At 70.8% G+C, this 5,647-nt stretch carries 5 protein-coding genes; all 5 read left to right on the top strand.

All coding sequences use genetic code 11. The annotated features are described in order from the left end of the window. Positions 1 to 41 precede the first annotated feature (41 nt). Positions 42 to 1,748, top strand: coding sequence for an ABC transporter substrate-binding protein (locus QH283_RS00720; RefSeq protein ID WP_280501082.1), 1,707 nt, complete (start codon positions 42 to 44; stop codon positions 1,746 to 1,748). A gap of 47 nt (positions 1,749 to 1,795) precedes the next feature. Further along, a complete protein-coding gene (locus QH283_RS00715) occupies positions 1,796 to 2,371 on the top strand; it encodes an adenine phosphoribosyltransferase (RefSeq protein ID WP_280501081.1) in 576 nt (191 codons plus the stop codon). Between the two features lie 171 nt (positions 2,372 to 2,542). Beyond that, the gene (locus QH283_RS00710; RefSeq protein ID WP_280501080.1) at positions 2,543 to 4,156 is read left to right on the top strand and encodes an ATP-binding cassette domain-containing protein; all 1,614 of its coding nucleotides are present in this window, start codon (positions 2,543 to 2,545) and stop codon (positions 4,154 to 4,156) included. A 91-nt stretch (positions 4,157 to 4,247) separates the two neighbouring features. Further along, a complete protein-coding gene (locus QH283_RS00705) occupies positions 4,248 to 4,700 on the top strand; it encodes an RrF2 family transcriptional regulator (protein ID WP_280501079.1) in 453 nt (150 codons plus the stop codon). Between the two features lie 328 nt (positions 4,701 to 5,028). After that, on the top strand, positions 5,029 to 5,647 hold a 619-nt coding region (locus QH283_RS00700; protein ID WP_280501078.1), incomplete at its 3' end, for a globin domain-containing protein.

Below are 5,647 nucleotides of genomic sequence, written 5' to 3'. Positions count from 1 at the left end.
GGGCCACACCCGCGGACCGAGCAGACAAGGGGTCTCGTTCCATGCGAAAGCCACGCAGCGCCGCCGTCCGGCTGGCGGGGGCGGGCACCGCGCTCGCTCTGGCGGCCGGGCTCGCGACCGGATGTTCCGGTCAGAGCCAGGTGTCCTCCATCGGCTACGGCGTCGACGCGGTGATCACCACCTACAACGGCGGCACCACGCTCGGCGCGAGCAGCGGGTCGGCGGCGGTGTTCCAGCGGGTGCTGACCGGCTTCTTCTACACCGGCCCGGACGGCCAGCAGGTCGCCGACACCGATGTGGGCACCGCCAAGGAGGTGCCGGGCGAGTCGCAGACCATCCAGTACCGGCTCAACCCGGACGGGGTGTACTCCGACGGCGTGCCGACCTCCTGTGACGACCTGGTGTTCACCTGGGCGGCCCGCAGCGGACGGTTCACCGACGGCCCGGTGCCGCTGTTCGACGCCGCCGACACCGCGGGCTATCGCGACATCGAGCGGATCGACTGCCAGCCGGGCTCCAAGGACGCCACTGTGGTGTTCCGCCCGGACCGCCGCTACCTGCCGTGGCGGACCCTGTTCGCCGCCGGGGAGTTGATGCCCTCGCACGTCGCCGCCAGGGAGACGGGCGTGGCCGGCGTGGTCTCGGCGGTGCAGGACGGCGACCGGGAGGCGATCGGCAAGCTCGCCGACTTCTGGAACAACGGCTGGACGCTGACCCAGGGCGAACTCGACCCGGCCCGGTTCCCCTCATCGGGGCCGTACCGCGTGGAGTCCTTCACCCCCGAGGACGGCCTGGTGCTCGTCGCCAACGAACGCTGGTGGGGCAACGCCCCGGAGACCGGCCGGATCGCGGTGTTCGACAAGACCACCGACCTGAAGGCCAAGGTCGAGGACAACTCGATCAGCGTGCTCGACGTGGGCGCCGGCTCGGTCGCCGAGCTGAACCTCGACGGGTTCTCCTCGGGCACCGTGCCCGGCCGCGGCGCCGAGCAGCTGATCCTCGCCTCCGGCGGCGTTTTCGGCTCGCCCGCCGCCCGTCGCGGTTTCGCGCACTGTGTGCCGAGGCAGGCGCTGTACAACGAGCTCGGCAAGGCAGCCGACGTGCCGAGCACCGGGTTGGGCGCAGGCCCGTTGAATTCGCTGATCACGCAGCAGGATTCGCTGTACTACGGGGCGTCGACGGCGGCCGCGGCCGGGCCGTTCGAGGTGACCGACACCAATGCCGCCAAGTCCGGTTTCGCGGGCGTGGCCGACCCGGTGGTTCGCATCGGCTATCTCGCGCCGGACGAGCGGCGCGCGCGCACGGTGGCCGCGATCGCCGAATCCTGCAAGGCGGCGGGCATCACCGTGGTCGACGCGGGCGCGACCGACTTCCGGCCGAACCAGCTCACCGACGGTGGTGTCGACGCGATCCTGGCGAGCACGGCGGGCGCGCCCGGTCCGGCGGGCTCACTGACCGGGGTGGCCGCCACCAGCGCGTGGCGGACCGGCAGCGGCGTCGATTTCGGCCGGTTCGGCAACGGCCGATACGATGCGATCGTCGATCAGCTGGCCGCCGACACCGATTCGACCACGCAGTTGAATCTGCTGACCGAGGCCGAGAACCTGCTGTGGGCGGAGATGCCGGGCATTCCGCTGTTCGCCACCCCGCGGGTCATCGCCTTCGGCAACGGCCTGCGCCACGGGGTGGCCGGACCGACTCAGGGCGGCACCGGCTGGAACATGGACCGCTGGGTGCTCACGCGCTGACAGGGATCGACGAGCACGGGATGTCGGACACGACCACGGAGGATTCGATGAGCAAGCACGCGGCAACGGAGTCCGCTCAGCAGGCGGCCCAACGCACCGCCGCCGCGGCCGCGCAGGTCGAGCGCCTCACCCGTTGGCACGACGATTTCCCCACGCCCGGAGTGCGTTTCGCCGACCTGACGCCGGTCTTCGCCGACCCCGACGGCTTCCGCACGGTGATCGAGTCGCTGGCCGCCTGCGCCCCCGACGCCGACCTGGTCGCCGGCGTCGACGCCAGGGGCTTCCTGCTCGGCGCAGGCGTGGCCGCGCTGCTGGGCACCGGCGTGCTCGCCGTGCGCAAGGCGGGCAAGCTGCCGCCGCCGGTGATCAGCCGCGAGTACAAGCTCGAATACGGTTCGGCCGCCCTGGAGATCCCGGGCAACGGGGTGGATCTGCGCGGCCGCTCGGTGCTGCTGCTCGACGATGTGCTGGCCACCGGCGGCACCCTCGCCGCCGCGGCGGCGCTGTTCGAGGAGGCGGGCGCGCACGTGGCCGCCGCGGCCGTGGTGCTGGAGCTGGAGGCGCTGGGCGGTCGCGCCGTGCAGGGCGACTACCCGCTCACCTCCATCGTCCGGCTGTCCTGAGTCCTGGAGCAGCCCGCCGAGCGGACTATTCGCTGGCGGCATCGCGGTGCCGCCGGTATCGTCGATCGGGTCCTGCCCCCGACGATCGGAGCCATGGTGCACCTCTGAGGCGCTCTCGTGCGGCCCGCGTTCGCGCGCCGCGTCCACGACGCGACCTTCCGAGGACGAGCCATGACCTCTGTGTCCTTTTCCGATCTCACGTTCTCCTGGCCGGACGGCACCCCGGTCTTCGACGGCCTCGACGGCGACCTCGGTCCCGGCCACATCGGCCTGGCCGGCGTGAACGGCGCGGGCAAATCCACCCTGCTCCGGTTGATCGCTGGCGAACTGCGCCCGCTGCGGGGCTCGATCACCGTGCGCGGCCGACTCGGCCACCTGCGCCAGGATCTCGGCCTGGCCGATGACCAGCGCGTCGACCAGTTGCTCGGCATCGACCGGATCAGGGCCGCCCTGCACCGGGTCGAGGCGGGCGCGGCCGCCGACGAGGATTTCGACGTCATCGGCACCGCCTGGGACGTCGAGGAACGAGCGGTGGCCCTGCTGGCCCGGCTCGGTCTCGCCCATCTCGCCGACTCGGCCGCGGCCCTCGACCGCCGCCTGGATTCGCTGTCCGGCGGCGAGACCGTGTTGCTCGGGCTGGCCGCCCAGCTGCTGGGCGACCCGGAAGTGCTGCTGCTCGACGAACCGACCAACAATCTCGATCACGTGGCGCGCCAACACCTCTACGAGGTGGTAGACCACTTCGCCGGTACCGTCCTCGCAGTCAGCCACGACCGCGAACTGCTCGAGCGCGTCGACGCCGTCGCCGAACTACGCGAGGGTGTGCTGCGGGTGTACGGCGGCAACTACACCGCCTACGAGGAGCAACTCGCCGTGGAGCAGCAGGCCGCCGCGGCCGCCCTGCGCACGGCCCGTAACGATGTGCGCAGGCAGGCGAAAGAACTGGCCGAGACCAGGATCAAGCTGGACCGCCGCAGGCGCACGGGGGAGAAGGCGGCCGAGAACATGCCGAAGATCCTGGCGGGCGCCCGTAAGCGCGCCGCCCAGGAGTCGGCGGGCAAGCTGCGCAACACCCAGATCGACCGCCTGGAGGCGGCCAACGAGCATCTGCGCGAGGTCGAGGAGACGGTGCGCGCGGATCGGCACATCCGCCTCGACCTGCCCGGCACCAGGGTGCATCCGGGACAGGACGTGCTCGCGCTGACCGATGCCGAACTGGTCTGCGGCGCGGCCGATCCCGGGCGGCGGGTGAGCCTGCGGGTCGTCGGCCCGGAGCGGATCGCGCTCACCGGCCGCAACGGGGTGGGCAAGACGACACTGCTGAAGCGCATCGCGGCCGAGCCGCCCGCCGTCCCGTGGCGGCTGCTGCCGCAGCGGCTGGACCTGTTCGACCCGCGGCTGAGCGTCTTCGACAATATCGCCGCCGCGGCCCCGGACGCGCCGCCGGTGCGAATCCGCGCCCAGCTCGCCCGGCTGTTGTTCCGCGGCGCCGCCGCCGACGTCCCGGCCGCGGCGCTGTCCGGCGGTGAACGACTGCGGGCGGCGCTGGCGATGCTGCTGCTGGCCGAGCCGGCGCCGAAGCTGCTGTTGCTCGACGAGCCGACCAACAATCTCGATCTGCCGAGCCTGCGTCATCTCACCGAGGCGCTGGCGGGCTTCGAGGGCGCGTTGATCGTCGTCAGCCACGATCCGCGCTTCCTCGACGCGATCGGGGTGACCCGCAGGCTCGAACTCACCGAGCGGGGATTGGCGCCGGTCGAGGAGGCCGCCGAGGACGTGGGCTGAGCGGACGCCGTCGGGGCGGTGCGCTGTGAACTCCGTGATAGTGGCCCCGGATAATTCGCCTCCGCGAGGCGGAATTACGTATGCTGCCTCCATGCAGTTGTCCCGGTTCACCGATCTCGGCCTGCGGGCGATGATGCGCCTGGCCGTCGGTGGCGCCGCCGAGGAACGGGTCACCGTCCGTCTCGTCGCCAAACAGGTCAACGCTTCCGAGCACTACGTCGCCAAGGCGGTGACCAAGCTGGCCGAGCTGGGGTTCGTCGACTCCCATCGCGGTCGCACCGGCGGCATCTTCCTCACCGAACGCGGTCGCACGGCGACGGTCGGCCAGATCGTACGCGGACTCGAGGGCGCCTCGGAGGTGGTGGACTGCGCCGGTGAACATCCCTGCCCGCTCGCGGCCGCCTGCAAATTGCGGCGCATGCTCGCCAGGGCGCAGGAGACGTTCTACCGGGAACTGGACAACTACGCGCTCGCCGATCTCGTCGACGAGCGCACCGTCCGCATGTTGTACATGCCGGAAATGCCCGGGGCGCTCACCCGATAATTCTCGGTGTTCCGGCGCGTCGTAATTCGGCGCGCCGTTCCGTTCGAATTCGATCTCGCCGAATATCGGAAAATGGATCGTGCGCTGCTGTGCGAACGCACATCGCGTGCTGGTAATTATCCAGCGCGCCATTCCTCGCTACCCTCGGTGATGATCTCTCGTGCCCGAAAAACCGCAGCTGAGCACGTGTTTCGGCCGACAAAATCCGCACGATCGTGCGTAATTGAACTCACCGCTGCCCGAGTCGATTTCGACGGCGTGAATTGGTTACCGTCGATGCAGTGGCACATTTCGAGCCCACGCTGGAATCTCGACGAGGAGACCCCACATGACCACCCTGCTGCCCTCGGCGCTGGACACCCCCGCGGAATTGGAGCCCCACCACGCCGAAGTGGTCCGTGCGACGCTTCCGGTGATCGCGGAGAACATCGACGACATCACCAAGACCTTCTACCGCCGGATGTTCGGCGCCCATCCCGAGCTGCTGGCCAACGTGTTCAACCGCGGCAACCAGGCCCAGGGCGCGCAGCAGCGTGCGCTGGCCGCCTCGATCGCCACCTTCGCCACCCACCTGGTCGACCCGGCGCTGCCGCATCCGCGCGCGCTGCTCTCGCGCATCGGCCACAAGCACGCCTCCCTGGGCGTGGTGGCCGAGCAGTACCCGGTGGTCCACGAGCACCTGTTCGCCGCGATCGTCGAGGTGCTCGGCGCCGACGTGGTCACCGCCGAGATCGCCGCCGCCTGGGACCGCGTCTACTGGCTGATGGCCGACACCCTCATCGGCCTCGAGCGCGAGCTGTACCAGGGCGTCGGTGTGGCGCCAGGCGACGTCTTCCGCACCGCCGTCGTCGGGGCCCCCCGAGGCGACCCCCCCCCCGGGGGGGCCCTAGTGGGGGATTACACCCACCCCCAACCCCCCGTGGGCCGATTTCTGGCCCGGCCGAAAG

Origin of the sequence: Nocardia farcinica (assembly GCF_029867845.1) — a bacterium.
Taxonomy (GTDB): domain Bacteria; phylum Actinomycetota; class Actinomycetes; order Mycobacteriales; family Mycobacteriaceae; genus Nocardia; species Nocardia farcinica_A.
Note: the sequence above shows the minus strand (reverse complement) of the source record. Positions and strands in the feature narration are given on the sequence as shown.